This is a genomic window from Micromonospora sp. CNZ309 (assembly GCF_002846525.1).
Map to the genome: position 1 here is coordinate 130,773 of NZ_PJNG01000001.1, position 25,513 is coordinate 156,285.

Here is a 25,513-nt window from a genome sequence, read left to right on the forward strand (position 1 = left end):
CGGGGCGCGCAGGCGAGGCCGGGGGAGCGGACTCGGCGTAGCATAGCGACCCCTCAGCCGAGCAGCGCCGCCACCGCGTCGGCGGCCGGCCGGTCGGCGGGCAGCGCGTCGGCGGCCACGACGGCGGGCACCGGCAGCGGGCCGTACAGGTGCGGGAAGAGCGCGCCGTCGCGCGACGGCTCCCAGCGCAGCGCGGCGCCCAGCCGGTCCGGGTCGACGGTCAGCAGGGTCAGCCCGGTGGCGCCGGCGTAGTGCCGCCGGGCGGTCTCGACCACCTGGTCGGCGCCGGAGAGGTGGACGAACCCGGACTGCCGGTCCGCCGCCGTACCCTCGAAGTGGCCCGCGGCCAGCGCGTCGTCCCACTCGGAGGTGGTGAGCAGCTTGTAGATCACCCGGGCAGCCTACGCGCGGCCGGTACCGCCCGCGGCCGTCCCGGTTTCCCGGTACCGCCCCGGGTGGCCGCCGCCGACGGGCATGCTCGGGGCAGCGGGTCGCGGAGGGATGGCGATGGAGAGCTACGACGAGGACTGGACCGACAGCCAGCGGGCGCTGTACGACGAGTGCCACCGGGCCGGCGGCGAGTGGGCCGCCGACCCGGACACGCCGACCGAGGACGTGCAGCACGTGATCAACCTCGGCCAGGCCGACGACGACACCCTCGCGGACGCCGAGATCGACTATCCGCCCCTGGTCGACGCGGTCACCCAGGCCACCGGCGAGCTCGTCACCAGCGTGCCCGCCAGCCACGACGACCCCGGCTTCCGGGGCTTCGTCGACGGGGTCCGCGACGCCACGGCCGACGAGGTCTTCGGCCTCTGACCTGCCGGCCGGCCCACCGCCGGCCACCCCACCCGGCCCACCGCCGGCCACCCCGCCCGGCGCGGCCCGGCCCGCCCTGCTCGCTCACCCGGCGCGGCCCTGGAGCGGTGCGGGCGGGGCCGGCTCTCCCGTCGCGGGCGTACCTCTGCCACCATTCGGGTCGACAGACCGACGAATGGGGGCCCCGGGTGCGCATCCTGCTGGTCGAGGACGACCGCCGGGTGGCCGCCGCGCTCTCCGCCGCCCTCACCCGCCGGGGGTACGAGGTGGAGCACGCCGCGACCGTCGCCGCCGCCCTCTGCGCGGCCCCCTGCGACCTCGTGCTGCTGGACCTGACCCTGCCCGACGGAGACGGCACCGACCTGTGCCGGGAGCTGCGGCGGCGCAGCAGCCAGCTCGGCATCATCGCGGTCACCGCCCGGGGCGAGGAACGGGACCGGGTGCTCGGGTTGCGGCTCGGCGCGGACGACTACGTGGTCAAGCCCTTCTCCATGACCGAGCTCCAGGCGCGCATCGAGGCGGTGCTGCGCCGGGCGGCGCACGCCGTGCCGGAGCGCAACCTGATCGAGGTGGGGCCCGTACGCGTCGACGTCGCCGCCCGTACGGTCACCGTCGAGGGCCGGGCGGTGGCGCTGACCCGCAAGGAGTTCGACGTCCTGCTCTCTCTCGCCCGGCAGCCCGGGGTGGCGGTCGCCCGGGACCGGATCCTGCTCGACGCCTGGGGCACCACCTGGGGCGACGGGCACACGGTCGAGGTGCACGTCGGGTCGCTGCGCGGCAAGCTGGGCGACCCCGGCCTGGTGGAGACCGTACGCGGGGTCGGCTACCGGCTGCGCGGCGAGTGAGGTGACGCCGTGCGACGTCGACTGGTGATCAGCTACCTGCTGCTCATGGTGCTGGTGCTGATCGCGCTGGAGACCCCGCTGGCGATAACCCTGGCGACCCGGGAGACCGACCGGGTACGCGCCGACCGGCTCGCCGACGCCACCCGGTTCGCCTCGCTGGCCGGGCCGGCGCTGCGGGGCGGCACCCCCGGCCCGCTCGACAACGAGCTGCGCAGCTACGACGCCCTGTACGGCATCGGCGCGGCGGTGGTCGACCGGGACCGCCGGACGGTGGCGGCCTCGGAGAGCTGGCAGCCGGCCCCCGGCTCCCACGAGGCGCTGGACACCGCGCTCTCCGGCCAGCAGGCCAGCGGGCCGGAGTCGGTCTGGCCCTGGGTCGACGGGCCGATCGTGGTGGCGGTGCCGATCAACGACGGCGGCGAGGTGCTCGGGGCGGTGGTCATCACCACGCCCGCAGACGCGGTCCGGCGCGCCGTGACGGTGTGGTGGCTGGCGCTGGCCGGCACGGGGCTGCTCGCCGTGCTGGCCTGCGTGCTGACCGCGTTCGGGCTGGCCGGATGGGTGCTGCGCCCGGTCACCGAGCTGGACGCGGTCACCCACGAGATCGCCGAGGGGGACCGGGGCGCGCGGGTGCAGCACCGGCTCGGCCCGCCGGAACTGCGCCGCCTGGCGGCCAGCTTCAACCACATGGCCGACGTCGTCTCCGACGTGATGGACCGGCAGCGGGCGTTCGTCGCGCACGCCAGCCACCAACTGCGCAACCCGCTGACCGCACTGCGGCTGCGGGTGGAGGAACTGGGGCCGAGCCTGACCGACGCCGACGGGCGCGCCGAGCACCAACTGGCCCTGGAGGAGACCGACCGGCTGGCGCTCGTGCTGGACGCGCTGCTGACCCTGGCCCGCGCCGAACGGCGGGAGAACCAGCGGGTCACCGTCGACGCGGCGGCCGTCGCCGCGTCCCGGGTCGCCGCCTGGGACCCGCTGGCCCGGCACCGCCGCATCGCCCTGCGGCTGGTGGCCGAGGACGCCCCGGCGTACGCGCGCACCGTGCCGACCGCCATCGACCAGGCCCTGGACGCGTTGATCGACAACGCGGTGAAGTTCAGCGACGCCGGTGGCGAGGTGACGGTGACCGTCCGGCACGACGGCGACGGCACCGCGTTGGAGGTCCGCGACACCGGGCCGGGCATGACGGCGAGCCAGCTCGGCCAGGCGACCGAGCGGTTCTGGCGGGCCCCGGAGGTGCAGAACGTCGACGGGGCCGGGCTGGGCCTCACCATCGTCGCCGTGCTGGTCGACGCCTCGGACGGGCGGCTGACCATGCGTGGCGGCGAGCCACGGGGGCTGGTCGCGGGCCTCTGGTTCCCCGCCCCCGACACCCCCGCTGACCCCGCGCGCGGGGACGCCGCTCCCGCCGACACCGTGTCCGGTGCTCCCGCCGCGCCGGCCCGCGACGACGACGCCGACCCGCTCCCGGCGGGGGCGGCCGAGCGCTGAGGCCGTCGGCCCCGTCGCGCCGCCCCGGGCGGGTCGACAGCGACGCCAGGTGGCGGGTCAGGGCTTGGCGTTGCGGTACCAGTCGGCGGCGCCGGGATGCAGCGGCAGCGGGGCGGTGGCGATGGCCGACCGGGGGCTCATCCGGCCGGCGGCCGGGTGCGCGGCGGCCAACTCCTGGCGGCGTTCCATCAGCAGCCGGGTCACCTCCCGGATCAGCGGCGTCGGCAGGTCGGCCCGGACGATCAGGAAGTTCGGGTTGGCCACCGTGGTCACCGGGTCCGTCCCGTACACCGAGCGGGGGATGTCCCGGGACACGTAGACCTCCGGGTTGCTCGCGCGCAGCGGCCCCGTCCACTCGCCGAGGTCGACGATCCGGGTCGCGCTGTCGTCCGTGAGCTGCTCCACCGCCCGGACCGGCAGCCCGCCGGAGAAGAAGAACGCGTCGATCGTGCCGGCCCGCAGCGCCGCCACCGAGTCGTCGAGGCCGAGCCGCTCCTGGCGTACCCGGTCGCCGCCCAGGCGCGCCACCTCCAGCAGCCGGATGGCGGTGATCTCGGTGCCGGAGCCGGGCGCGCCCACGGACACCCGCCGGCCGCGCAGGTCGGCCAGGGTGCGGACGGGCCCGCCGGCGGTGGTGACCAGGTGCAGCAGGTCGTCGTAGACCCGGGCGACCGCGACCACGGAGGGGTGCGCCGCCGGCGCCGCCGGCAGCACGTCGGCCTGGGTGAAACCCAGCTCGGCCTCGCCGGAGCCGACCAGCCGGACGTTCTCCGCCGAGGCGGCGGTGACCACCACGCTGGCCTGCACGCCCGGCAGTTCCCGGTTGAGGACGGTGGCCAGCGACTGCCCGAAGGCGTGGTAGACCGCCGTCGGGCTGCCGGTCGCGATCCGGATCCGCACCGGCGCGTCGGGGGCGTCCTGACACCCGGTCAGGCCGGGCGACGTCACCAGCAGCAGCAACGCCAGCAGTGCCGGCATACGGACGGGGCGCGGGCGGACACGGCGGGACCGGGTGCGACTCACGGGCTGCACTCTGCGCCGTACGGGCCGCCGCCGCAACCCGCCGCCCATCCGTCGGGCTAGGGCACCGGTGGCGCGTCCGTGACGATGGTCAGCCCGCTGCGGTACGCGACCGGGGCCGGGGCGACCCCGTCGGGCGGCTCGCCGACGCCGGACACCACCCCGGGCGTGCTCATCCGGCCGTCATGACCGCTCGCGCACGTGGGCGGGATCCAGGGCCGTGCTGTGCAGGATCCGCTCGCGGTCCGGGCCGTCCGCGACGCAGACCAGGTAGCACCCGGTGCCGGGACGCAGCAGCGCCGGCACGTCCAGCAGGGCGGCACCGCGTACCAGGATGGCGGCCAACTCCCGGTCGGTGATCCGGATGCCGAGGATGTGCCGGCGGACGTGGCGTCCCCCGGCGAGCAGGGCGGCCCGCCAGGCCGCTGCGGCCAGCCGGGGCCGCCACGCCCGCCGTACGGTCGACGCGCCCGGAACCGGCCCGCCCAGCAGTTCGCGCCGGCCCTGCCGCCAGCCGGCCTCCAACGTCCGGGCGTACGCCGGCCGGTGCTCCAGCGGCACGGAGAGCCGGTGCAGTTCGAAGCGGCGGCGCAGCCCGCCGACGGTCACCTCGTGCGCGATGGGGACGTCCAGCCGGCCGAGCAACTGCCTCATCCGGTGCGCCGCCTCCGCCCGGTTGAACTCCACCGACGGGGGACGGTGCTCCGGCACCGTCCGGCGGGTGCCGGCGACGGCCGGCGGGGGCGTGCAGCGCAGCAGGCAGGCGGCCTCGAACGCGTCGGCCAGGGTCGACCAGTCCAGCGGCGGCGGGGTCGAGGGCAGGCGCGGCCGGTCGAGCAGGATCTGTTCGGGAGCCAACTCAGGCACTCCTTGTCGGCGTCGGGGGTCCTCCTACCGTGGCCCGTCGACGCCGAGGGGGAAACCGATCGGCCCCAGCCTTGAGGAAATCTTGCGGCTGTCCTACAACTCCGTGACGACCACGTCGACCTGGCGTGGCCGGCCGGCCACGCCGGGCTGCTCCAGCACCGGATACTTCAGGTCGCGCAACGCGCTCAGCAGCCCGCCGACCGTACGCGGCCGGGCGTTGGCGGTCAGCAGGTCGCGGACCAGCCGGCCCTTGGTCGCCTTGTTGAAGTGGCTCACCACCGAGCGGACGGGCACCCCGTCGACCTCCCGCTCGTGCAGCACCCGGACGGTCACCGTGCGCTCGGCCACCTCGCCCCGGGGCGCCCAGGTGGCCGCGTACGCGCCGGAGCGCAGGTCGAGCACGGGCCCGTCGGCGGCCGCCGCGGCCATCGCCGGTGCGAGCGCCCGCCGCCAGTACGCCGACAGGGCACCGATCCCCGGCAGCCTCGCCCCGACCGGGCACCGGTAGGGCGGGATCCGGTCGGTGAGGCGTACCGCCCCCCAGAGGCCCGAGCTGATCAGCACCGACCGGCGCGCCGCCCGCTGCGCGGTCGCCGGCAGCGAGGCGAGGTCGAGCGCCTCGTAGAGCACCCCCGTGTAGACGCGGGCGGCGGGCGCGGTGGCCGCCGCCCGCAGCCGCGCGTTGCGGCGCAACTCACCGCGCTGGCCCTCGCTGAGCCCCAGCGCCGCCCGGGCCGCCTCCTCGTCGCCGTCGGCGCTGAGCGCCACCAGGGCCGTCAGCACCTCCTCCCGCGCACCGGTCAGCTCCGGCAGGGAGAGCCGGGCGAGGTCCAGCCGCCGGCCGGTGCCGGCGTCGGCCTTCCCCTCGGAGGGCGGCAGCAGGATGAGCATCGGTGGACTCCTCGGCTCGGCACGGCATCCGCGCGCCGGTGCGGCCAGCGTACGGGCCGGCCCTACCGCCACGGCCGTACCGGCGTCTGCGGGTGGTACACGCGATACCCGCCGACCTCGGCGACGAGCGCGGCGTCGGCCCCGTCGCCCAGCAGCCCGCGCAGGCGCCGCTCCGCCGCCGATCCGGCCTCCAGCGCGTACCCGGGCCGGTCGGCCCGCCCCACCTGCCGCCAGTACGCCGGGTAGCGGTTCTGCCCGGGGGTGAGGTCGCCGTCGAGCACCCCGCACACCACCGACTCGGCCGAGTTGAAGATCAGCCGGTTGCAGGTCCAGTAGTCCCCGTACACCTCGTGGGGGCCGCCCGCGCGCAGCCGGTCGGCCAGCTCGCGGGCCTGCCGCTCCTCGACCCGGGACGCCCCGACACCGGCGACGGCGAACAGCACGGTGACCACCAGCGTGGTCGCGGTCAGCGCGGCGAGCACGGCGGTGGCGAGCGCCCCGGCCAGCCGGCCGAGCGCCCCGACGGTGCCCCGCCAGCAGGCGACCGCCGCCACCCAGAGCGGCCAGAGCACCGCCGGCAGGGAGAGCTGGAGCACCGACAGGTAGCGGGCGTTGTCCAGGGGACTGGTGGCGGCGAGCGGGCTGCGCACGTACGACAGCAGGGTCAGCGCCGCGCCGGCGACCAGCGCGAGGTGCACCACCGGGCCGACCCGCTCGCCGCGCGGGGCGCCCGCGGCCCGGCGGTACGCGACGACGGCGAGCGCGGCGGCGACCACCAGCAGTACGGGATAGATCAGCCCGAACCACCCCTGCCAGCGGGCGCAGCCGTCCACCGGGCAGAGGCCGGCGGCGAGCGGTACCCCCTCCAGCAGCCCGCCGTCGAGCCGCCGCGACCACGGCGGCGTCGGCCCGGCCTTGGTGCTGATCTCGCGGAACACCGACAGCGAGTCCTCGCCGGGCGGGGCGAGGAGGTTGTCCCGGATCATCGGCGCGATCCCGACGGCGAACCCGGCCAGCAGCAGCACCCCGGCCAGGCCGAGCAGCTCCCGGCGGGCCACCCAGAGCAGTGCCAGCGCGGCCACCGCCAGATACGGCAGGATCAGCCAGTCCGACCAGGCGGCCACCCCGGCGAGCAGGCCGAAGAGCCCGACGGCCAGCCGGCGGTGCCGCACCGTGCCCCGGGCGAGCCCCACCGCGATCAGCAGCATCAGCGGCACCGCGACCTTGACCTCGGGACGGCCGCCGACCACGGTCAGCTGGTCGCGCACCACCCGTTCCCCGCCGAGCGCCAGCAGGCCGACGATCCCGGCGGCGAACCAGGGCGAGCAGATCCGCCGGGTCAGCCGGTGGATCAGCCACAGGAAGAGGGCGTAGAGCACCAGCAGCGGCAGCCGCAGCAGCGGCCAGCTCGGTCCGGCCACCGCGATCAGCGGCGCCGCCAGGTAGGACTCCAGCATCCCCATGTAGCGCTGCCCGTAGAGGAAGACCGGCAGCTCCCGACCCTGCGCGATGTGCAGCGCGGCCAACCCGAACGTCGCCTCGTCGCTGTTGGAGACGGGCACCGTGAACAGGGTCAGGACCAGCCGGTAGCCGACCCCGGCCAGCCCGAACAGGAGCGCGACGAGCGCCGGCCGGTCGAGCTGCGGGCGCCACCGCCCACGCTTGCGCACTGGTTGCGACACGACCAACGCCCCCGTCGTCGTCCCGACCGGAGTGTTTCACGCCGCCGGGCCCGGGCGGGGCGGATCGGCGCAGCGCGGACGATCTGCGCGGGCGCGGCGTCGGCCTTCAGGGCCGCCGGCGACGGGACTGTGGCGGGGGTGACGTCGAGGTCTGCGGTGGCCGGGGAAGATCGCCTCGCGTGGCCGAGGCGGCCGGGTTGTGGCAGGGTTGCTGACGTGCCACCCACTCCCGCCGGCCAGTTGGCCGTACCGAACCTGCACCGGGCCGCGCGGATCGAGGACGCCGTGCACTCGCTGGTCGAACGCCGGCTGCGGCGCACCGGCTGGCGCACGAACGTCATCGCGTACACCGGCTACGGCGCGCCCGGCTGGGTGCGGGTGATGTGCCGGGTGCTGCTGGGCCGGCCGGACACCCGCCAGCGCGGCCGGCTGGAGAAGGTACGCGGGTGGCGCAGCTTCACCACGCTGCCGGCCAAGCACGTCACGGTCACCATCGAGGCCGGCGGAGAACGGCACGAGGCGCGCGCCGACCGCAGCGGCTTCGTCGACGCCGTGGTCGAGGCGGACCTGCCGCCCGGCTGGGGCTCGGTGCGGATCAGCCTGCCGGACGCCGAGCCGGTGGAGGCGCCGGTGCGCATCCTCGACCCGGAGGTGCGCTTCGGCATCCTCTCCGACATCGACGACACGGTCATGGTCACTGCGCTGCCCCGACCGCTGCTCGCCGCCTGGAACACGTTCGTCCTCGACGAGCACGCCCGCAACGCCGTGCCCGGCATGGCGGTGCTCTACGAGCGGCTGGTCACCGCGCACCCCGGCGCCCCGGTCTTCTACCTCTCCACCGGCGCCTGGAACGTGGCGCCGACGCTGACCCGGTTCCTGTCCCGACACCTCTACCCGGCCGGGCCGCTGCTGCTGACCGACTGGGGGCCGACCGCCGACCGCTGGTTCCGCAGCGGGCGGGAGCACAAGCGGGTCACCCTGGCCCGGCTGGCCCGGGAGTTCCCCGACGTCAAGTGGCTGCTGGTCGGCGACGACGGGCAGCACGACCCGGAGATCTACCGCGAGTTCGCCGCCGCCCACCCGCAGAACGTGGCCGGCGTGGGCATCCGCCGGCTCTCGCCCACCCAGGCGGTGCTGGCCGGTAGCCTGCCCACCCCCGCCGGCGAGACGTCGGCGGGGCCGGTGGGGCAGAAGTGGCTCTCCGCGCCCGACGGGGCTGGCCTGTGGAAGCTCCTACGCGACGCCGGCCTGGTCTGACTGTGAGGCTGGCCGGGCCGGTCTGTCTGGTCGGGGTCAGGCCTTGAATTCGACGCCGCCGAGGGAGACGGCCCGGTAGGCGGCGAGGCGTTCAGCCTGTTCGACGACGTTGTCGCGCGTGGTGGCGGGCAGCTTCTGCCACGGCTGGACGGTGACCTTCAACGTCCTGCCGGACTTGCGGGGACGCCAGGTGCCGACCAGTGCGCCGTCGACCAGGACGGCGCCGGGGCGGCCCAGCACCGGCCACAGCTCTTTGGCGCGGGCCGGGTCCGGCACCAGCGTTGCCCGGTCTTTGGCCTGGAGGAACAGGTCGAACGGGCCGAGCAGCCGGGTACCGTTGGTGTCGGCCGATTCCAGCGCCTGTTCGTCTGCGGCCAGGAGCGAGCGTGCCTCGCCACCGACCGACACCTCGATCACGTCCTCGGGCCAGCGTGCCTTCACCTCCTTGACCGGGGCATCGAGGTAGTCGGCCACGTGTCGGGGGGTGGCCGGGCCGAGCAGACGAAGGTACGCGCGGATGAGGTCGAACCTGTCGCCCGAGGTGGCGGCCTTCTCGAACCCCGCTATGCGCTGCAGGACCGGCGGCGACGTGTCGAGTCGCAGCTCCAGCCCGGCCCGTACGGCGGCCAACCGGAACGGCATCTCAAAGAGGTGGGTAGCGTCGCACGGCCGACACGACCGCAGATACGGCTCGGGCATCACCTCGGCCAGGCGCCCGGAGACATCCCCCTTGACCATCGGCCCGGTGACGATGTCCCGCATCTGGGCGGCCACCTCATCGAGGGCGGTCAGGATGTCGATGCCAGCCGCCTTCAACGGCTTGGCGGCATCGTAGACGCGCTTGCCCGCGTCAGCGTCGGAGAACGGCTCGACCGCGGCCGCCACCCTCCCCGCGTCGGCGCGACGGTAGAGGTGGGGAGCGCCTCGTGCGGTCCACAGCAGGATCAGATCCGCCACGGACAGCGCTGCCACATCGACCCCGCGAACGGCCAGCGCCCACCTGCCGCCGTCCGGACCGGTCTCCTGCACCCCGATGTCGAGCAGCGCGGTGCTTGCAAGTGTGCCCTCGACCCGGTCGAGCTGCTGCGCCTGAACGCGGAACTTCATCACCTGATGCGGATCAACCACCCCCACACCCTAGGCAGGGACCCCGACAAACGCGGCCGGCTGGATTGGGTCGCGTGCGCACCATGGCGAGCGACCGGCTGCTGCTGCGTCCCTGGCGCGACGAGGACGCCGACTTCCTTGCGTCGAACGAACTCTTCGAGAAGCTGGTCGGCTGATCGGTGCGCGGCTTGGCAGGCCGGCGGCCGACGGGTTCACCGAGGCTGGAGCAGCCCGCGTTCGGCCATGTGGGCGCGCAACGTCTCGGCGTCCTCGCGGGACATCATGTGGCGTGGGATCACGGTCGCCGGCATCCGGCCGACGTACACGATCCAGAACTCGGGGGTGTCCCGCACCTGGGTCACACCGTCCCAGGCGATGCCGCCGGACTCCGAGCCGCTGCGCATCATGATGTTGTCGTCGGTGATGTCGTAGGCGCCCTCGGCGGCGTAGCGACCGGAGCGGCGCCGGGCGCGTAGCCGTACCCACGGCGAGTACAGCATCGACAGCAGGCCGCCCAGGACCAGCGTCAGGGACAGCGGCGAGATCTTCTCGCCCCACGCGAACCCCCGCGAGACGGCGAAACCGATCACCCCGGCCGCCACCAGCACGGCGCCGATGTAACCGAACTTGCGCAGCCGCACGCTGCTGAGTGCGGCGGCCACGCGGCCCGGGTAGGCGGGATCGGCGGGAACGTCGAAACGGATGTGCACGCCAGAACGATAGTGCCCCATGCCGCCTCGAGCCGTCCGCCGACCAGCGCCGACGGCATCCGACCGACAACAAGCGGTGACGCGTTTCCTGCCCGGGGTCGTCACCGGGTCGCTGACCCGCTGTGTCAGCATCGCCTCGTGCGCAACGAGCAACGCCTACGGACGCGGACGCACGAGTCACGAGCCTTCGCGGAGCGCGTACGGCTCGTCATGAACCTGACCGCGCGCCTCAACGCGCTGCCGTTCGACGACCTCGACGCGCGCCGGGCGGTGCTGACCGAGATCTTCGGTAGGCCGATTCCCGACTCGCTGTCCGTCCTGCCCCCGTTCTACTGCGACTACGGGCTTGGAGCGTCGTTCGGAGAGCGGGTGTTCATCAATCAGGGATGCTTCTTCCTCGACTACGGGGGAATCACCATCGGTGACCGCGTCATGATCGGTCCCCGGGTGACCCTGAGTACGGCCGGACACCCGGTCGAGCTCGACGAACGGTATGACTTCATCACGCATGCGCCCATCGTCGTCGAGGATGACGTGTGGATCGGTGCCGCGGCCACGATCACCCCCGGCGTGACGATCGGGCGCGGCTCGGTCGTCGGCGCGGGAGCCGTCGTCGCGAAGGACGTGCCGCCGCTGAGCGTGGTGACGGCGACGAGCGTCGTCGAGTGAAAGCGTCTGAAACCGGATTCACTGGCGGCGCCAGCGGCGATAACACCTTCGTGTACGACGCCGACGGCAACCTGCTGCTCTACGCCGCAGCTCGCACCAGGCACGTGATCAACAATCTGGATGTGGGTGCTACAGATGCCGGTTTCTCGGCAATGCCAGCATGTGGGCCGGTTCTAATGGTGCTGACATCTGGTGAGAAATTGAGAAGCGGATGAGGAACAGATTAAACTGGACGGGCGGCATGGCATTATGGTTGCTGTGTGTATTCATGATGCTCATGTTCAGTCTTAACCCCGCCAATGACTGGGGTGAGCTTGTCGGTGTCGCAAGCTTTTTCGCCATTATCTGCTATTTGGTGTCCCTGACGTCGATGTTTTCCCTGGTTAAGCCAAGGCGGGAAGCTCTGCTGGTCGTAAACCCTGGAGCGGAGTTCACCGTGCCGTGGAGCCGGATTCGGTCTATCGATACGCAGAACGGTTTCGTGATCAAGCTTGCGGGCTCTGAGGAAATTGCCTGCCATGCCTTCCAGGGCTCGGTTCTCGGTAGATTATTCGGTAACGCCAGCGCCAAGCGCGCCTCTGGCGCTATTGAGAAGTACCGGATCGGTAGGGGTTCACGCGAGTCGAGCGGTGAGGTGGAGTCCAAGGTGCCGTGGATGCGGCATCTTTCGTGGCTGGCCTTGATCTGGTCCGCATTCGCTATCGCCGTCCCCGCAGTGGCGCGGCTTCTGTAGCGCCTCTTCGTAGGGCCTTGATGGTGTAGTTCGACGGTGGTCTGCTGGCGTGACCCGGCAGGCCACCGTCCGTTTCGGCGGTAGCCCAGCCAGAGTGGGGCGCCGAGCGGTGGCACCCGCAGCGCGGCTGAGGCTGGCAGTCAGTGTCAGCGCGCATCCTGCGCCTGCGCGGCGCCCAGGTTGCCCAACCCCGGATCCGCTGAAGTGGTAGCCAGCGGAAGTCGGCCGCTTCGCTCCTGTCGGTGAACCCTACGGTCGGCTGTCGAGTGACCCCAGACGGTAAAAGCCGTGAAGGATACTTGCGAAACTTCGCGGCAACGTTGAGCATCTTTTCGTGCGCAGAGATTATGGTCGATACCTGTCCGGGCTGGCGTTGGTGGCGGCGCTGGCGCTCGGCGCGGCCGTCCCCACGGGTGCCCCCGCCTCCCGTCCCGCCACGCCGAAGACCGTTCCCGTCGCCGCCCAGGCGGCCTGTGTGACCGACCCGGCCACCCCGAAGCGGCAGCTGCGCGGGATGTGGATCGCCAGCGTGGCCAACATCGACTGGCCCAGCCGCACCGGGCTCACCCCGTCGGCCCAGCAGGCGGAGTACCGGGGCTGGCTCGACCTGGCCCAGCAGCGGCGGATGAACGCCGTCGTCGTGCAGATCCGGCCCGCCGCCGACGCGTTCTGGCCGTCGACGTACGAGCCGTGGTCGCAGTGGCTCACCGGCACCCAGGGCACCAACCCCGGCTACGACCCGCTGGCCTTCATGGTCGCCGAGGCGCACGCCCGCAACCTGGAGTTCCACGCCTGGTTCAACCCGTACCGGGTGGCGAACCACACCGACCTGAGCAAGCTGGCGGCCAGCCACCCGGCCCGCAAGAACCCGGGCTGGACCGTCACCTACGGCGGACACATCTACTACAACCCCGGCATCCCGGCCGTCCGCGCCTTCGTGCAGGACGCGATGATGGACGCCGTCAAGCGCTACGACATCGACGCGGTGCACTGGGACGACTACTTCTACCCGTACCCGGTCAGCGGGGTGGCCTTCCCGGACCAGGCCACCTACGCCCAGTACGGCACTGGCTTCAGCAGCATCGGCGACTGGCGGCGCAACAACGTCAACCTGCTGGTGCGGGAGATGCGCGACAGGATCCGGGCGGCCAAGCCGTGGGTGAAGCTGGGCGTCAGCCCGTTCGGCATCTGGCGCAACGCCGGCACCGACCCGCTCGGCTCGCGTACCACCGGGCTCCAGTCGTACGACGCGATCTACGCCGACACCCGGCGCTGGGTGCGGCAGGGCTGGGTCGACTACATCGCCCCGCAGATCTACTGGCACATCGGCCACCCGGCGGCGGACTACGCGGAGCTGGTGCGCTGGTGGTCCGAGACGGTGACCGGCACCGACGTGCAGTTGCTCGTCGGGCAGGCCACCTACCGGGCCGGCGCGACGGGGCAGGACGCCGCCTGGCAGGACCCGGCCGAGCTGACCGACCACCTCACGCTCAACCGTAGCCACCCGAGGATCGTCGGCGACATCCACTTCAGCGCCAAGGACGTCCGCGCCGACCGCATCGGCGCCGTCTCCCGGGTGGCGACCGACCACTACCGCCGGCCCGCGCTGGCACCGGCCGGGGTGGGCGGCGCCGCGCCCGCCGCACCCAACCTCACCTCGGCGGTACGCGGCACCGGCGGCGTGACCCTCACCTGGCAGCGCGGCGCCACCGCCGGCACGGCCGCGTACGCGGTGTACCGCCTGCCCGGCGACGGCGCGGTCGACGCGTGCGACCTGGCCGACGCCCGTCATCTGCTCGGCACGGTACGCGCCTCGGGCACGACCGGGACGTTCACCGACGCCAGCGCGGCGGCCGGCTCGACGTACCGCTATCTGGTGACGGCGCTGGACCGGCTGCACCACGAGAGCGCAGCGAGCAACGCGCGGGTGGTCACCGGCACCGGCGGGACGTTCAGCGTGATCGTGGACAACGCCACCGCCGGCGGCTTCACGGCCGCCGCCACCTGGGGCACGTCGTCGTACCTGCCGGCGCGCTACGGCGCCAACTACCGCTTCGCCAACCCGCAGGCGGTCAGCGATCCGGCCTGGTTCACCGCGACCCTGCCCGCCGCCGGCAGCTACCGGGTCGAGGTCTGGTACCCGGCCGACCCCGGCTACAACAGCGCCACGCCGTACCTGGTGACGACGGCGGGCGGGACCGTCACGGCCAGGGTCGACCAGCGCACCGGCGGCGGCCAGTGGCGGGTGCTGGGCACCTACGACCTCGCCGCGGGGACGCGCCAGGTCGTCGGGGTCAGCCGCTGGACCAGCACCCAGGGGTACGTCGTCGCCGACGCCGTCCGGATCACGCGGCTCTGAACCGAACTGGACTGGGCCTGGGATCCCCCCAGGCCCAGTCGCTGTCACACCTTGAGGACGTCCACGTCGTACAGCGCGATCGACGCGTCGCGGGTCACCAGCGTCAGGCCTTCGACGACCGCCTGCGCCACCAGCATCCGGTCGAAGGGATCACGGTGATGGAACGGAAGGCGCCCGGCGGCGATGGCGTGGGCGTGGGTCACGGGCAGTTCGCGGAAGCCCATGTCCCGTACCCGTTCGGCGAGGTCGGCCGGTCCCACGAGTTTCCCGGTGGTCTGCTTGATGGTGATCTCCCACAGGCTGACCGGGGACAGGAAGATGTCCGGGTCGTGGCGCAGCCGATCGAGGAAGTCTTCGCCAAGGGTGGCGTCGCCGGTGATGGCCCACAGCGCGACGTGGGTGTCCAGGAGCAGGGTCATTCGCCGAGGCCGAAGTCGGCGGCGATCTCAGCGTTGGTGCGTGACGAGTCCCAGTCGCCCGACAGGTCCACCTGCCCGGCCAGGGAGCCGACGGCGGTGCGGTTGACCCGACGCACCAGTGGAACGACTCGTGCCACCGGGGTGCCGGCCCGATCGATGATGATCTCCTCGCCACGTTCGACGCGCTCGATGATGCGCGACAGGTGAGTCTTCGCATCATGCATGTTGTAGTGCACCGCTTCCGCCGACACCGCTTCCACCTCCCTGCTTAGCTAGCAGCTTAGTCCGCCCCGCCCCGACCGTGCCACGGTTCCACGCCGACGCCTGGTTCAGTCGCGGCGCAGCCAGAGGACGCCGAGCGGTGGCACCCGCAGCGCCGCCGAGGCGGGCAGCCCGTGCCACGGCACGTCCTCGGCCTGCACCGCGCCCAGGTTGCCCACCCCCGAGCCGCCGTAGTGGTGGGCGTCGGTGTTGAGCACCTCCGCCCAGGTGCCGCCGGCCGGCAGCCCCACCCGGTAGTCCTCCAGGGGCCGGGCGGAGAAGTTCGCCACGCAGACCAGGGTCGCGCCGTCGGGGGCGATCCGGACGAACGAGACGGTGTTGTTGGCGACGTCGTCGCCGGCGATCCAGCGGAAGCCGGCCGGCTCGGTGTCCTGCGCCCACAGCGCCGGGGTGTCCCGGTAGACGCGGTTCAGGTCGGCGACGAGGCGTTGCACGCCGGCGCGGGCCGGGTCGTGCAGCAGATACCAGTCGAGGCCGCGCTCCTCGCTCCACTCCCGGTCGTCGGCCAGCTCGCAGCCCATGAAGAGCAGCTGCTTGCCCGGGTGCGCCCACATGTACGCCAGCAGGGCGCGGACGTTGGCCAGCCGCTGCCAGGTGTCGCCGGGCATCTTGCCCGCCAGCGAGCCCTTGCCGTGCACCACCTCGTCGTGGCTGATCGGCAGCACGTAGTTCTCGCTCCAGGCGTACGCCAGGGAGAACGTGAGCTGGTGGTGGTGGTGCTGCCGGTGGACCGGGTCCTTCGAGGTGTAGAGCAGGGTGTCGTGCATCCAGCCCATGTTCCACTTGAACCCGAAGCCGAGCCCGCCGTCGGCCGTGGCGCGGGTGACCCCCGGCCAGGCGGTGGACTCCTCGGCGATCAGCACCACCCCGGCGTGGTGCTTGTAGACCGTCGCGTTCACCTCCTGCATGAGCGCGATGGCCTCCAGGTTCTCCCGGCCGCCGTGCACGTTCGGCGCCCACTGCCCCTCCTGGCGGGAGTAGTCCAGGTAGAGCATCGACGCCACCGCGTCCACCCGCAGCCCGTCGACGTGGAACTGCTCGCACCAGTAGAGCGCGTTGGCGACGAGGAAGTTGCGCACCTCCGGGCGGCCGAAGTCGAAGACGTACGTGCCCCAGTCGGGGTGCTCGCCCCGGCGCGGGTCGGGGTGCTCGTAGAGGGCGGTGCCGTCGAAGCGGGCCAGCGCCCACTCGTCCTTGGGGAAGTGCGCCGGCACCCAGTCCAGGATCACGCCGATCCCGGCGGCGTGCAGGGCGTCCACGAGGTGCCGGAACTCGTCGGGGTCGCCGAAGCGGGACGTGGGCGCGTAGTAGCCGGTGACCTGGTAGCCCCAGGAGCCGCCGAACGGATGCTCCATCACCGGCAGGAACTCCACGTGCGTGAAGCCCAGCTCGGTGACGTACGCGGTCAGCTGCTCGGCCAGCTCCCGGTAGCCCAGCCCGGGACGCCACGAGCCGAGGTGCACCTCGTAGACGCTCATCGGTTCCTGGTGCGGCTGCCGCCGGCCCCGCCGCGCCAGCCAGTCGGCGTCGCCCCACTCGTACGTCGAGTGGTGCACCACCGACGCGGTGGCCGGCGGCACCTCCGCGTACGCCGCCAGGGGGTCGGCCTTGTCCCGCCACTGCCCGTCGGCGCCCAGGATGCGGTACTTGTAGCGGGCGCCCGCCCCGACGCCGGGGACGAACAGCTCCCACACGCCGCTGCCGCCGAGCGATCGCATCGGCCAGCCGTCGTCCGGGGCCCAGCCCGCGAAGTCGCCGACCACCCGGACCCCGCGCGCGTTCGGCGCCCAGACGGTGAACGCGACGCCCTCGTCGAAGACCCGGGCGCCGAGCGCCTCCCAGAGCCGCTCGTGGCGGCCCTCGCCGATGAGGTGCAGGTCCAGCTCGCCCAGCGTGGGCGGGTAGCGGTACGGGTCGTCGTGGAGCCGGCCGTCGACCTCGACGCGGTAGTCGAGCACCTCGCCCGACACCGCCGTCTCGAACACCCCGACGTCGTGCACCCGCCGCATCGGGTGCCGCTCGCCGTCGACGACGAGGGCGACGTCGGTGGCGCCCCGGCGCAACGTCCGGACGACCGTACGCCCGTCGGCCGGGTGCGCGCCGAGCACGGCGTGCGGGTCGTGCGTGGCGCCGGCGATCAGCTTGTCCATCGGGCGTCGTCCTTCTGGGCGGGAGCGGTGGGCGCGGTGCCGCCCGAGAGGTCGTCGGGCACGTCCTCGACGGTCAGGTCCGGCGCGCCGGTGGCCGCCGCCGGGCCGGCGGTGGGATCGGGGGCCGCCCGGCGCACCGTCAGCACGTGCGCCGGTTGCAGGTACGGGTCGAGGCGTACGGCGTTGCGCTGGCCCCAGTCGTAGCTGGCGCCGGTCAGCTCGTCGCGCACCGTGAACCGGTCGTGCCAGTCCAGCCCGAGCGCGGGCATGTCCAGCGTGGTGTTGCCCCACTGCACGGCCTGCGGGTCGAACGAGCAGACGACGAGGACCGTGTTGCCCGTGCCCGGGTCGTGCTTGGACCAGCAGAGCAGCGCCGGGTTGTCGATGTCGTGGAAGACCAGGTTGCGCAGCTGGTGCAGGGCCGGGTTCTCCCGGCGCACCCGGTTCAGCACGGCGATGAACGGGGCCAGCGAGCGGCCCTGCGCCTGCGCGCCGGCCCAGTCCCGGGGGCGCAGCTCGTACTTCTCGTTGTCCAGGTACTCCTCCGCGCCGGGGCGGGCGACGTGCTCGAACAGCTCGTAGCCGGCGTACATGCCCCAGGAGGGGGAGAGCAGCGCGGCCAGCACCGCCCGGATCTTGAACATCGGCGGGCCGCCGTGCTGCAACGAGGAGTGCAGGATGTCCGGCGTGTTCGGCCAGAAGTTGGGCCGCATGTAGTCGGCCGCCTCGACCAGCTCCTCGCAGTACGCCCGCATCTCCGCCGCCGACGTGCGCCAGGTGAAGTACGTGTACGACTGGGTGAAGCCGACCTTGCCCAGCCCGTGCATGATCGCCGGTCGGGTGAACGCCTCGGCGAGGAAGAGCACGTCCGGGTCGACCTGCTTCACCTCGGTGATCAGCCAGTGCCAGAAGTCGAACGGCTTGGTGTGCGGGTTGTCGACCCGGAAGATCCGGATGCCCTCGCCGACCCAGTGCAGCACCACCCGCAGGACCTCCGCCCGGATGCCCTCCGGATCGTTGTCGAAGTTCAGCGGGTAGATGTCCTGGTACTTCTTCGGCGGGTTCTCCGCGTACGCGATGCTGCCGTCGGCCCGGGTGGTGAACCACTCCGGGTGCTCGGTCACCCACGGGTGGTCCGGCGCGCACTGCAACGCCAGGTCCATCGCCACCTCCAGGCCCTGCTCGGCGGCGGCGGCCACGAAGTCGCGGAAGTCCTCCGGCGTACCCAGATCGGGGTGGATGGCGTCGTGGCCGCCCTCGGCGGCGCCGATCGCCCACGGCGAGCCGACGTCGTCCGGCCCGGCGGTGAGCGCGTTGTTGCGGCCCTTGCGGTTGACCCGGCCGATCGGGTGGATCGGCGGCAGGTAGAGCACGTCGAAGCCCATCGCGGCGACGCCCGGCAGGCGCTCGACGGCGGTGGCGAACGTGCCGGAGCGCGCCGGGGCGTCGACGGTCGCCGGGACGGCCCCCTCGGAGCGGGGGAAGAACTCGTACCAGGCCGAGAAGAGCGCCCGCCGCCGGTCCACCCAGAGCCGGTGCTCCTCGCCGGCGGTGACCAGTTCCCGGACCGGGTGCTCCCAGAGCAGGGGGGCCAGCTCCAGCGCCGGGGCCACCCGCCGGGGCAGTTCCTTCCCGGCGTCACCCAGCGCCGCCACCGCCGCGCGGACCCGCCCCGCGTCGCCGGCCGGCACCAGCTCGACGGCGGCGGTCAGCACCCGTACGCCCTCGGCGAGGTCGTTGGCCAGCTCCTGTGGCCCCTGCCCGGCGGCGATCTTCTTGGTGACCGCGTTCTGCCAGGTCAGGTACGGGTCCTGGAACGCCTCCACCGTGAAGGTCCACTCGCCGACCGCGTCGGGGCGGATCACGGCGTGCCAGCGGTCCTGCCCCGGCTCGCCGGGGCGCATCCGGGTGAACGGCCGCGCCCGCCCGTCGGGGCCGCGCCAGACCACGTTGCAGCCGAGCGCGTCGTGCCCCTCGCGGTAGGCGCGGGCCGACACCGGCACCGGCTCGTCGACCACCGCCTTGGCCGGGTAGCGACCGCAGGAGACGACGGGGGAGACGTCTTCGATCGGGAACCGTCCAGTCACCGGTTCAACCTACTGCGCGAGATCCTTTCGCGCGCGGCCAAGCCGGTTGGTACGCCACGGGCGCTGACGCGGCACCAGCTCCTGACGCACTTCGAGCTGATGGCGTGACCGTCGGCTGCCTGACGGAAGACATGGACGGCGCGGGGGCAGATGAACCATTGCTGCCTAAGGCGCTGATACCTCTGTGGCATAAAAATGCCTCTGTGGTATCGGGGCGAGCGACAACACCGCCGGCCGGCCGCCCGGGTTCCGGCGCAAGCCGGGCACGCTGATGCCCTGGCCGGCGGCGGACCTCCTCCGCGAGGAACTGCCCTACCTGGCCGGATTCCTGGCCGGGAAGGCCTACGCGAGATACCGCTCCCAGGGAGGGGCCAAGCGATCGCCGATCGCCGACTTCTACATCGGGGCGCACGCGGCGGTGTGCGGGTATCGGCTGCTCACCCGCGACGGCACCCGATACCGCACCTATTTCCCGAAGCTCGATCTGATCACCCCGACGAGCTGAGCCGCGCGGCCAGCCGGCCGGCGCCTCGCTGCCGCCCTGCACGTCAACTGACCCTGGTTCGCCGCCGACGCCGAGCCACGCCGTGCGGTAGTCGCCGCCCATGCGTACGTCGCGCACGATCGCGTCGGGCGAGGCGGGGTCGTAGACCACGGTGGCCGCATCGCCCACCCGCGGCCGTGGACGCCAGTAGTAGTCGCTGACCCGCGTGACGACGTGGTGGCCGTCGGCGGTGGTGAACGAGGCCACCACGTACGAGTCCCGCTGGAGGCCGTGGACCTCCAGCACCGTCGCCGGGGCGCGCACGCCGTAGGTGTTCAACCGGTGCGTACGGTATGCCGAGTCGATCCCGAGCAGCAGCAGCCACCCGGCTCCGACCAGCAGGACCACGAGGCTGGCCGCCAGCCCATGCCCGCCATTCTGCCCACACCCGACAAGCGGGGTCTCGACGGTCAGGTGCCGGATCGACGGCCCTGCTGCCTCACCCCAGCACCGAGCGGTAGAGGTCGAGGGTGTGGGCGGCGATGGAGTCCCAGGAGAAGTGCTCGACCGCCCGGCGCCGGCCCGCGAGTCCGAACTCCTTGGCGCGGCCCGGGTCGGCGAGCACCTCGTTCATCGCCGCCGTCAGGTCGGCCACGAAACGCTTCGGGTCCAGCGGCGTGCCGGATCCGTCGGTGGCCTGCTCGATTCCGACCAGCAGCCCGGTCTCGCCGTCGGCGACCACCTCCGGGATGCCGCCGGTGGCGGTGGCCACCACCGCCGTCTCGCACGCCATCGCCTCCAGGTTCACGATGCCCATCGGCTCGTAGACGGAGGGGCAGACGAAGACGGTGGCGTGGGTGAGCACCTGGATCACCTCGTGCTTCGGCAGCATCTCGGCCACCCACACCACGCCGGAGCGGTTCGCCCGCAGCTCGCCCACCAGGCCCTCCACCTCGGCGGCGATCTCCGAAGTGTCCGGCGCGCCGGCGAGCAGCACCAGCTGGGTGTCCGCCGGCAGGTCGCGCGCCGCGCGCAGCAGGTAGGGCAGGCCCTTCTGCCGGGTGATCCGCCCCACGTACACCACGCTGGGCCGGGCCGGGTCGATCCCGAGCCGGTCCACGACGTCCGTGCCGTGGTCGGGGGCGTACTGCGCCGTGTCGATGCCGTTGTGCACCACCCGCACCCGGTCCGGGTTGACCGCCGGGTAGGCGGTCAGCACGTCGCGGCGCATCCCCTCGCTGACCGCGACGATCGCGTCGGCCGCCTCGAACGCCGTGCGCTCGCACCAGGAGGAGAGCGCGTAGCCGCCGCCGAGCTGCTCGGCCTTCCACGGCCGCAGCGGCTCCAGGCTGTGCGCGGTCACCACGTGCGGCACGCCGTGCAGCAGCTTCGCCGTGTGCCCGGCGAAGTTGGCGTACCAGGTGTGGCTGTGCACCACGTCGGTGCCGGCGCACGCCGCCGCCATCGCTAGGTCCACGCCCATCGTCCGCAGCGCGGCGTTCGCGCCGGTCAGGCTCGCCGGCTCGGCGTACGCGGTGACGCCCGGCTCGGTGCGTGCCGCGCCGAAGCAGTGCACCCGCACCTCGGCGAGTCGACGCAGCTCACGGGCCAGGTACTCCACGTGCACGCCGGCCCCGCCGTACACCTCCGGCGGGTACTCCCGGGTCAGCAGATCGACGCGAAGTGGTGTGGAGTCCGTCATCCCCCGCACCCTAGTGCAGAAGTGTGCCCGTACGAGTGGTGAAGTCCCACGGGGATGGATAGCGTCTGGACATGGCTGCCAAGGTGCTCGCGATCGTCCTGGCCGGCGGAGAAGGCAAGCGCCTCATGCCGCTCACCACGGACCGGGCCAAGCCGGCCGTCCCGTTCGGCGGGATGTACCGCATGGTCGACTTCGTCCTGTCCAACCTGGCGAACGCCGGCTATCTGAAGATCGTCGTGCTGACCCAGTACAAGTCCCACTCGCTGGACCGGCACATCACCAAGACGTGGCGGATGTCGACCCTGCTCGGCAACTACGTCACGCCCGTGCCGGCGCAGCAGCGGCGCGGCCCGTGGTGGTTCGCCGGCTCCGCCGACGCCATCTACCAGAGCTTCAACCTGATCCACGACGAGCAGCCGGACCATGTGATCGTCTTCGGCGCCGACCACATCTACCGGATGGACCCGCGCCAGATGGTGGAGGACCACATCGCCTCCGGCGCCGGCGTCACCGTGGCCGGCATCCGGCAGCCGCTGTCGATGGCCGACCAGTTCGGCGTGATCGAGGTCGGCGAGGACGGCCGGCGGATCCGGGCGTTCCGCGAGAAGCCCACCGACGCGGTCGGCCTGCCCGACGCACCCGACCAGATCTACGCCTCGATGGGCAACTACGTGTTCAGCACGAAGGCGCTGTGCGAGGCGGTCGAGCGCGACGCGGAGGACAAGACCAGCAAGCACGACATGGGCGGCAGCATCATCCCGATGCTCGTGGAGCGCGGCGAGGCCAACGTCTACGACTTCCGCGACAACGAGGTGCCGGGCAGCACCGACCGGGACCGCGGCTACTGGCGCGACGTGGGAACGCTGGACTCCTTCTACGACGCCCACATGGACCTGATCAACGTGCATCCCGTGTTCAACCTCTACAACTTCGAGTGGCCGATCTACACCGGGCAGCTCACCTACCCGCCCGCCAAGTTCGTGCACCAGTGGGGCGAGCGGGTCGGCCGGGCGGTCGCCTCGATGGTCTCGCCCGGCGCGGTGATCTCCGGCTCCCTGGTGGAGAACTCGGTCGTCTCACCCAAGGTGAAGGTGCACTCCTGGGCGCACGTGGATGGCGCGGTGCTCATGGAGGGGGTCGACATCGGCCGGCACGCGGTCGTCCGCCGGGCCATCCTCGACAAGAACGTAATCGTGCCCGAGGGCGCGGAGATCGGCGTCGACCTGGAGAAGGACCGGCAGCGCTACACCGTCTCCGACAACGGCATCGTGGTCATCGGCAAGGGACAGAAGGTGGAACCGTGAGCAGTCATCCCCGGGCCGGCAAGCCCGCCCAGCCCGCCGACCTGGTCGACGTGCCGCGGCTGGTGACCGCCTACTACGCCGAGCACCCCGACCCGCAGGACCCGGCGCAGCAGGTCTCCTTCGGCACGTCCGGGCACCGCGGGTCGAGCCTGCGCAACGCGTTCAACTCCGACCACATCCTCGCGGTCACCCAGGCGCTGTGCGACTACCGGCGGGAGCGGGGCCTGGACGGTCCGCTCTTCCTCGGCCGCGACACCCACGCGCTCTCGGCCCCGGCCGCCGTGGACGCGCTGGAGGTGCTCGCCGCCAACGAGGTCACCGTGCTGCTGGACAGCCGCGACGGCTACACGCCCACCCCGGCGGTGTCGCACGCCATCCTCGCCCACAACCGGGGGCGCACCAGCGGGCTCGCCGACGGCATCGTCATCACCCCGTCGCACAACCCGCCCGACGACGGCGGCTTCAAGTACAACCCCACCCACGGCGGCCCGGCCGACTCCGACGTCACGGGGTGGATCCAGGACCGCGCCAACGCGATCCTCGCCGACGGCCTGAAGGAGGTCCGGCGGATCCCGTACGCCCGGGCCCGCGCCGCCGACACCACCGGGTCGTACGACTTCCTCGCCCGCTACGTCGACGACCTGCCGGCGGCGATCGACGTGGCCGCGATCCGCGATGCCGGGGTGCGCATCGGCGCCGACCCGCTCGGCGGCGCGAGCGTGGCCTACTGGGGCGAGATCGCCGAGCGGCACCGGCTGGACCTGACCGTGGTCAACCCGACGGTCGACCCGACCTGGCGGTTCATGACCCTGGACGGCGACGGCAAGATCCGGATGGACTGCTCCTCGCCGAACGCGATGGCCTCGCTGATCGCCGCCCGCGCCGACTACCAGGTCTCCACCGGCAACGACGCCGACGCCGACCGGCACGGCATCGTCACCCCTGACGGCGGCCTGATGAACCCCAACCACTACCTCGCGGTGGCGATCGCCCACCTGTTCCGCACGCGGACGCAGTGGGGGCCGGCCGCCGCCGTCGGCAAGACGCTGGTCTCCTCCTCGATGATCGACCGGGTCGCCGCCGACCTGGGCCGCCCGCTGCTGGAGGTGCCGGTCGGCTTCAAGTGGTTCGTGCCGGGGCTGCTCGACGGCGCGGTGGGCTTCGGCGGCGAGGAGAGCGCGGGGGCGTCCTTCCTGCGCCGCGACGGCGGCACGTGGACCACCGACAAGGACGGCCTCCTGCTCTGCCTGCTCGCCGCCGAGATCATCGCGACCACGGGGCGCACCCCCAGCCAGCACTGGACGGAGCTGGCCGAGCGCTTCGGCGCCCCCGCGTACGCCCGCATCGACGCGCCCGCGACCCGGGAGGAGAAGGCCGTGCTCGGCAAGCTCTCGCCGGAGCAGGTGACCGCCACCGAGCTGGCCGGCGAGCCGATCACCGCGACCCTCACCACCGCACCGGGCAACGACGCGCCGATCGGCGGGCTGAAGGTGACCACGGAGTCCGGCTGGTTCGCCGCCCGGCCGTCGGGCACCGAGGACGTCTACAAGATCTACGCCGAGTCCTTCCAAGGGCCGGAGCACCTGGCCCGCATCCAGACCGAGGCGAAGGAGCTGGTGTCCAGCGTCCTGGCCGAGGCCTGACCACCGCCGGTCAGCGGGGCGGCGGGAGCTGGCGGCGGTTGAGCTGCTCACGCAGGTTCTCGGGGAGCAGTTCGCGCAACTGCTCGGGCAGTAGCGGCAGGTCCAGCAGGCTGAGCTTGAGCTGGTTGCGCTCCTGGTAGCGGCGCGGGTCGAGGCGTACGACCAGGCCGGCGTCGCGGCGGTAGCGCACGTGCAACGCGCCGGAGGTGGCGGCCTCCCGGAAGATCCGGCCGTCCATCTCGACCGCGACCGGGGCGGAGCCCGGCGTCAGCGCCAACTGGATGGACTCGTCGGGGGAGAGCACCACCGCCCTTGAGATGCCCGCCATCGGCGCCGACGGGGTCACCACCACGGCATCGGTGGCGGGCGAGACCAGGGGGCCGCCGGCGGCGTAGCTGTACGCGGTCGAGCCGCTCGGGGTGCTCACCACCAGCGCGTCGCAGCGGTAGAAGCCGTACCGCTGACCGTCCACCGCGAGGGTGGCGGACACGAAGCCGGCGCCGGGCTGCCGCACCAGCGCGATGTCGTTGAAGGCCACGACGTCGTCGCCGCAGACGTCGCAGACGAGGCAGCTGTGCCGTTCCACCGTGAAGTCCCGAGCGGCCAGCCGGTCCAGCGCCGCCGGTAGCTCCGGCGGCTCGACCTCCACCAGGAACCCCAGCCGGCCCAGGTGCACGCCGAGCACCGGCTTCGGGTCGTTCACGGCCGAACGCAGCGCGCCGAGCATCGTGCCGTCCCCGCCGATGCTGATCAGCGCGTCGCAGACCACCGGCACCCGGTCGACGGGCAGTGGCTCGACGCTCGCCGGCACCCGGTGGCTGTCCTCGGCGCGGACCGCGAGGGTCATCCCCTGCCGGTCCGCCCAGCGTTCGATGATCTCCACCACCTCGGTCACGTCCCGGGTCGGGTGCAGCACCAGCCCGAGCCGGATCCGTTCCATGGCTACAGCTCACCACAGGCCGGGCCTGCCGGGTGGCCGGAACGCA

The 25,513-nt window shown here is 72.9% G+C and carries 24 protein-coding genes; 11 read left to right on the forward strand and 13 right to left on the reverse strand.

Translation table 11 applies throughout. The features are described from left to right. Nucleotides 1-53: 53 nt before the first annotated feature. Entirely contained in the window at nt 54-392 is a 339-nt protein-coding gene (locus CLT72_RS00605) for a DUF952 domain-containing protein (protein ID WP_101409058.1), read from the reverse strand. Nucleotides 393-507: 115 nt separating this feature from the next. Between CLT72_RS00605 and CLT72_RS00610 the strand changes: the two genes are divergently transcribed. From CLT72_RS00610 to CLT72_RS00620, 3 genes are all read left to right on the forward strand, one after another. After that, complete coding sequence (locus CLT72_RS00610; RefSeq protein ID WP_101414849.1) at nt 508-819, forward strand: hypothetical protein; 312 nt, start codon at nt 508-510, stop codon at nt 817-819. Nucleotides 820-1,007: 188 nt separating this feature from the next. After that, entirely contained in the window at nt 1,008-1,664 is a 657-nt protein-coding gene (locus CLT72_RS00615) for a response regulator transcription factor (RefSeq protein ID WP_089001170.1), read from the forward strand. Nucleotides 1,665-1,673: 9 nt separating this feature from the next. Next, nucleotides 1,674-3,161, forward strand: coding sequence for a sensor histidine kinase (locus tag CLT72_RS00620; protein ID WP_101409059.1), 1,488 nt, complete (start codon nt 1,674-1,676; stop codon nt 3,159-3,161). A gap of 57 nt (nt 3,162-3,218) precedes the next feature. Here the strand turns inward: CLT72_RS00620 and CLT72_RS00625 are convergent, their stop codons facing one another. The 4 genes from CLT72_RS00625 to CLT72_RS00640 all read right to left on the reverse strand — a co-directional run bounded on the left by CLT72_RS00625 (nt 3,219) and on the right by CLT72_RS00640 (nt 7,621). Continuing rightward, nucleotides 3,219-4,139 (reverse strand): TAXI family TRAP transporter solute-binding subunit, encoded by a 921-nt coding sequence (locus CLT72_RS00625; RefSeq protein ID WP_250100658.1) that lies wholly within the window; start codon nt 4,137-4,139, stop codon nt 3,219-3,221. 225 nt (nt 4,140-4,364) lie between these two features. Continuing rightward, nucleotides 4,365-5,039 carry a hypothetical protein gene (locus CLT72_RS00630; protein WP_101409061.1) on the reverse strand — a complete coding sequence of 225 codons (675 nt, stop codon included), beginning with the start codon at nt 5,037-5,039 and terminating at the stop codon, nt 4,365-4,367. Between the two features lie 102 nt (nt 5,040-5,141). Next, the gene (yaaA, locus tag CLT72_RS00635; protein ID WP_101409062.1) at nt 5,142-5,939 is read right to left on the reverse strand and encodes a peroxide stress protein YaaA; all 798 of its coding nucleotides are present in this window, start codon (nt 5,937-5,939) and stop codon (nt 5,142-5,144) included. 62 nt (nt 5,940-6,001) lie between these two features. Continuing rightward, entirely contained in the window at nt 6,002-7,621 is a 1,620-nt protein-coding gene (locus CLT72_RS00640; protein WP_101414850.1) for a hypothetical protein, read from the reverse strand. A 216-nt stretch (nt 7,622-7,837) separates the two neighbouring features. Between CLT72_RS00640 and CLT72_RS00645 the strand changes: the two genes are divergently transcribed. Continuing rightward, entirely contained in the window at nt 7,838-8,878 is a 1,041-nt protein-coding gene (locus CLT72_RS00645; RefSeq protein WP_101409063.1) for an App1 family protein phosphatidate phosphatase, read from the forward strand. Between the two features lie 36 nt (nt 8,879-8,914). Here CLT72_RS00645 and CLT72_RS00650 read toward each other — a convergent pair whose 3' ends face one another. Then, nucleotides 8,915-10,006, reverse strand: coding sequence for a winged helix DNA-binding domain-containing protein (locus CLT72_RS00650; protein WP_199184439.1), 1,092 nt, complete (start codon nt 10,004-10,006; stop codon nt 8,915-8,917). A 191-nt stretch (nt 10,007-10,197) separates the two neighbouring features. Further along, nucleotides 10,198-10,695, reverse strand: a complete 498-nt coding sequence (locus CLT72_RS00655) for a YcxB family protein (protein ID WP_101409065.1) — start codon at nt 10,693-10,695, stop codon at nt 10,198-10,200. Nucleotides 10,696-10,833: 138 nt separating this feature from the next. Here CLT72_RS00655 and CLT72_RS00660 point away from each other — a divergent pair, with 138 nt between their 5' ends. The 4 genes from CLT72_RS00660 (at nt 10,834) to CLT72_RS00670 (ending at nt 14,456) form a co-directional block, all read left to right on the forward strand. After that, the gene (locus CLT72_RS00660) at nt 10,834-11,364 is read left to right on the forward strand and encodes a sugar O-acetyltransferase (RefSeq protein WP_199184440.1); all 531 of its coding nucleotides are present in this window, start codon (nt 10,834-10,836) and stop codon (nt 11,362-11,364) included. Next, nucleotides 11,361-11,579 (forward strand): hypothetical protein, encoded by a 219-nt coding sequence (locus CLT72_RS31455; protein WP_144082151.1) that lies wholly within the window; start codon nt 11,361-11,363, stop codon nt 11,577-11,579. The genes CLT72_RS00660 and CLT72_RS31455 overlap by 4 nt, the downstream gene beginning before the upstream one ends. A gap of 53 nt (nt 11,580-11,632) precedes the next feature. Then, nucleotides 11,633-12,097 carry a hypothetical protein gene (locus CLT72_RS00665; protein WP_144082152.1) on the forward strand — a complete coding sequence of 155 codons (465 nt, stop codon included), beginning with the start codon at nt 11,633-11,635 and terminating at the stop codon, nt 12,095-12,097. Between the two features lie 334 nt (nt 12,098-12,431). After that, a complete protein-coding gene (locus tag CLT72_RS00670) occupies nt 12,432-14,456 on the forward strand; it encodes a family 10 glycosylhydrolase (RefSeq protein ID WP_486484155.1) in 2,025 nt (674 codons plus the stop codon). Nucleotides 14,457-14,500: 44 nt separating this feature from the next. Here the strand turns inward: CLT72_RS00670 and CLT72_RS00675 are convergent, their stop codons facing one another. From CLT72_RS00675 to CLT72_RS00690, 4 genes are all read right to left on the reverse strand, one after another. Beyond that, nucleotides 14,501-14,875, reverse strand: coding sequence for a type II toxin-antitoxin system VapC family toxin (locus tag CLT72_RS00675; RefSeq protein ID WP_101409068.1), 375 nt, complete (start codon nt 14,873-14,875; stop codon nt 14,501-14,503). Then, nucleotides 14,872-15,126, reverse strand: a complete 255-nt coding sequence (locus CLT72_RS00680) for a type II toxin-antitoxin system Phd/YefM family antitoxin (protein ID WP_101409069.1) — start codon at nt 15,124-15,126, stop codon at nt 14,872-14,874. The genes CLT72_RS00675 and CLT72_RS00680 overlap by 4 nt, the downstream gene beginning before the upstream one ends. 78 nt (nt 15,127-15,204) lie before the next feature. Beyond that, nucleotides 15,205-17,307: a 1,4-alpha-glucan branching protein GlgB gene (gene glgB / locus CLT72_RS00685; RefSeq protein WP_101409070.1), complete on the reverse strand. Its 2,103-nt coding sequence runs from the start codon at nt 17,305-17,307 to the stop codon at nt 15,205-15,207. Beyond that, nucleotides 17,295-19,394: an alpha-1,4-glucan--maltose-1-phosphate maltosyltransferase gene (locus tag CLT72_RS00690; RefSeq protein ID WP_101409071.1), complete on the reverse strand. Its 2,100-nt coding sequence runs from the start codon at nt 19,392-19,394 to the stop codon at nt 17,295-17,297. Before CLT72_RS00690 ends, glgB begins: the two co-directional genes overlap by 13 nt. Nucleotides 19,395-19,665: 271 nt before the next feature. On the opposite strand from CLT72_RS00690, the gene CLT72_RS32485 reads away from it, so the two are divergent. Further along, nucleotides 19,666-19,899, forward strand: coding sequence for a type II toxin-antitoxin system VapC family toxin (locus CLT72_RS32485; RefSeq protein WP_486484156.1), 234 nt, complete (start codon nt 19,666-19,668; stop codon nt 19,897-19,899). Nucleotides 19,900-20,377: 478 nt separating this feature from the next. On the opposite strand, the gene glgA is transcribed toward CLT72_RS32485, so the two are convergent. Further along, nucleotides 20,378-21,580: a glycogen synthase gene (gene glgA / locus CLT72_RS00700; RefSeq protein WP_101409072.1), complete on the reverse strand. Its 1,203-nt coding sequence runs from the start codon at nt 21,578-21,580 to the stop codon at nt 20,378-20,380. A 71-nt stretch (nt 21,581-21,651) separates the two neighbouring features. Between glgA and glgC the strand changes: the two genes are divergently transcribed. Both glgC and pgm read left to right on the forward strand, forming a co-directional pair. After that, a complete protein-coding gene (glgC, locus tag CLT72_RS00705) occupies nt 21,652-22,884 on the forward strand; it encodes a glucose-1-phosphate adenylyltransferase (protein WP_101409073.1) in 1,233 nt (410 codons plus the stop codon). Further along, nucleotides 22,881-24,527 carry a phosphoglucomutase (alpha-D-glucose-1,6-bisphosphate-dependent) gene (pgm, locus tag CLT72_RS00710; RefSeq protein WP_101409074.1) on the forward strand — a complete coding sequence of 549 codons (1,647 nt, stop codon included), beginning with the start codon at nt 22,881-22,883 and terminating at the stop codon, nt 24,525-24,527. The genes glgC and pgm overlap by 4 nt, the downstream gene beginning before the upstream one ends. Nucleotides 24,528-24,537: 10 nt before the next feature. Here pgm and CLT72_RS00715 read toward each other — a convergent pair whose 3' ends face one another. Further along, nucleotides 24,538-25,467: an NAD(+)/NADH kinase gene (locus CLT72_RS00715; RefSeq protein ID WP_101409075.1), complete on the reverse strand. Its 930-nt coding sequence runs from the start codon at nt 25,465-25,467 to the stop codon at nt 24,538-24,540. Nucleotides 25,468-25,513: the final 46 nt, after the last annotated feature.